A 2,482-nucleotide genomic window follows, 5' to 3' on the forward strand; every position below is an offset into this window, starting at 1 on the left:
AGCAAGTTTGATTTCTTTAGTGTATTTAGTCATGAAAATAACCCCCGAAATTAGTGTCCTAATTTCGGGGGTCATATCACCTTTTGATTTTGTATTTTCTTTTTTACTTATTCACCGCTAGCCCCGTAGTTGCTCAATACCCGGGCACTTGGGTCGGTGACGCTTTCCAGGCTCTTCCAGCTTCTGTTTGGCATCCAGTAGTCCTTGATCCAGTCAGCCTTGCCAGGGTAGAATTCTTCAAAAATATCCCGGTAAAGAAGTGATTCCTTGGTAAATGGCGTCCGGTATGGGTACTTTTCGCCTGCTTTAGCCAGGTCTTCATCGCTGTACTTGCTTTCAGCGTATTCCTTAAGGTCATCAACCATGGAGTGGCCCACGGCGTCGCTGAAGGCTGCTTTTTCCCGCATAAGGATGTCGCGGGGCAGCCAGTCGCCTTCTTCAAAGGCCTTCCGGAGCAAGTACTTGCCCTTGTGGTAGTGGTTCATCTTCAAGTCTGGATCCACGCTCATGACGTAGTCGACGAATTCCCGGTCAGCGAAAGGCACTCTGCCTTCCAAAGAGTTGGCGGAAATGCAGCGGTCTGCCCGTAAGACGTCGTACATGTAGAGCTCTCTGAGCCGCTTGGCTGCTTCTTTTTGGAATTCTTCCGGGCTTGGAGCGAAGTCGGTGTATTTGTAGCCAAATAGCTCATCAGAGCATTCACCAGTCAAGATGACCTTCAAGTCAGTTGTTTCATGGATCTTCTTGCAGAGAATGTACATCCCGATTGAAGCCCGGATAGTCGTGATGTCCCAGGTTTCCAAAGTATAGATGACTTCTCTTAAAACGCCCAGCACGTCTTCTCTGGTCATGATGAACTCGGTGTGGTCAGTTCCTAGGTAGTCAGCCACTTCCCGGGCATATTTAAGGTCGATCGGGTTTTGGTCCATCCCAATGGCAAAAGTTCTGATCTTCGTATCTGGCTGCAGGCGGGCGGCGATCGAGCAGACCAGGGAAGAGTCAAGGCCGCCTGAAAGGAGGTAGCCGACCGGGGCGTCTGAGGCCAGGCGCTGGTCAACTGATTCAACCAGAAGGTCATGAATCTTGTGAGTCGCAGTCTCAAAATCGTCAGTACTCATCTTGGGGGTGAGGTCTGGTTCATGGTAGGCCACGATCTTTTCCCCGTCATAGTAGTGGCCAGGCAGGAAGGGGTGGATTTCGCCGCAGAGGTCAAGCAAGTTCTTGCCAGTTGAGGCAAAAGCAATCTTGCCGTCTTTTTTGGTAAAGCCGTAGAACATTGGCCGGATACCGATGATGTCTCTGGCCGCGTAAATCGTCTTTGAGAGGTGATCATAGAGGACAAAGGAAAATTCCCCATCCAGCATCTTAACCATCGTCTCAATCCCGTATTTGCGGTAAAGGGGGATCAGAACTTCACAGTCACTGCTGGAAGTAAATTCGTAGTCGGTTTCCAGGTTCTTTTTCAGTTCCGGGTAGTTGTAGATTTCCCCGTTGCAGACCAGGGTGCAGTCCAGGGTTTCAAAAGGCTGCATCCCGCTGTCCGTCAAGTCCATGATGGCCAAGCGGTTGAAGCCAAAAGTAACTCCCCGCTCGTCAAAGACCCTGGTCATGTCCGGTCCCCGGTCCTGGCATTTGGCCAGGGCTTCGTCAAAGGTCTTCAAGTCAAATTCTTTGGAGTCGATCGCTAAAAATCCGCACATATTCGCTGTCTCTTTCTTTTTTAAGTTTAAGCAAAAAATAATTTAAGTGAGTAAAAATTGCTCTTTAATGAAAAAAAGGTCGCCAAGCAAAGAAAAAGCCCTTCGCTCCCCGGTAAGGGACGAAAGGCTTTGTTCCGCGGTACCACCCAAATTGCTCTGATAATAGAGCCTGCTTCTTGAGCGCAAATATGCTCATCCGGTGGTAACGGACCAGAACCGGCCAAGCCTACTGGAGCTAAGTCTTTCGGTTGGCAGCTGAAAAAGTGTTTTTCAAGGGGGGCAGAGCCTGCTGAATTTCCACTCTCATCAGCTCACTGGAGGTTGCCCGCCTTTACTCGTCTTTTTATGGCTTACTTTTTTAATTAAAAACTATTGTAATCCGAATGAGAAATAAATCAAGGCTAAATTAAAATAAATTTAAAAAGAAAAGTAGAGAAGGCTTGACAATAAAGTTTTTGATTTTTTCGCTGAAAAGTGTTGACATTTTCCCTAAACCATGTAAAATACTAGTTGTTGCGTCGCCGAGGCGCGGCAGAAAATTCCGCCTTAGCTCAGTTGGTAGAGCGCTTGACTGTTAATCAGGATGTCGTCAGTTCGAGTCTGACAGGCGGAGTATCGGGAAGTGGCTCAGTTTGGTAGAGCACCTGGTTTGGGACCAGGGGGTCGCAGGTTCAAATCCTGTCTTCCCGATCAAACGAAATATGCGGAAGTAGTTCAGTGGTAGAACATCACCTTGCCATGGTGGGGGTCGCGGGTTCGAATCCCGTCTTCCGCTTAGCATC

Annotated in this window: 1 protein-coding gene and 3 tRNA genes; 3 read left to right on the top strand and 1 reads right to left on the bottom strand. The window is 48.5% G+C overall.

The window, feature by feature from the left end; all coding sequences use genetic code 11:
* Window positions 1–107: 107 nt before the first annotated feature.
* Window positions 108–1,700, bottom strand: a complete 1,593-nt coding sequence (asnB, locus tag FD23_RS08510) for an asparagine synthase B (protein WP_025896494.1) — start codon at window positions 1,698–1,700, stop codon at window positions 108–110.
* A gap of 540 nt (window positions 1,701–2,240) precedes the next feature.
* On the opposite strand from asnB, the gene FD23_RS08515 reads away from it, so the two are divergent.
* From FD23_RS08515 to FD23_RS08525, 3 genes are all read left to right on the top strand, one after another.
* Window positions 2,241–2,313: transfer RNA gene (locus tag FD23_RS08515), tRNA-Asn, on the top strand.
* A gap of 3 nt (window positions 2,314–2,316) precedes the next feature.
* Window positions 2,317–2,390, top strand: a tRNA-Pro gene (locus FD23_RS08520).
* Between the two features lie 13 nt (window positions 2,391–2,403).
* Window positions 2,404–2,475, top strand: a tRNA-Gly gene (locus FD23_RS08525).
* Window positions 2,476–2,482 lie beyond the last annotated feature (7 nt).

The sequence above is a fragment of the Lactobacillus delbrueckii subsp. delbrueckii DSM 20074 = JCM 1012 genome (assembly GCF_001433875.1).
Classification (GTDB): domain Bacteria; phylum Bacillota; class Bacilli; order Lactobacillales; family Lactobacillaceae; genus Lactobacillus; species Lactobacillus delbrueckii.

Coding starts and splice junctions, on each gene's coding strand:
- asnB (WP_025896494.1), bottom strand. CDS start 1,700: ATGTGCGGATTTTTAGCGATCGACTCCAAAGAATTTGACTTGAAGACC.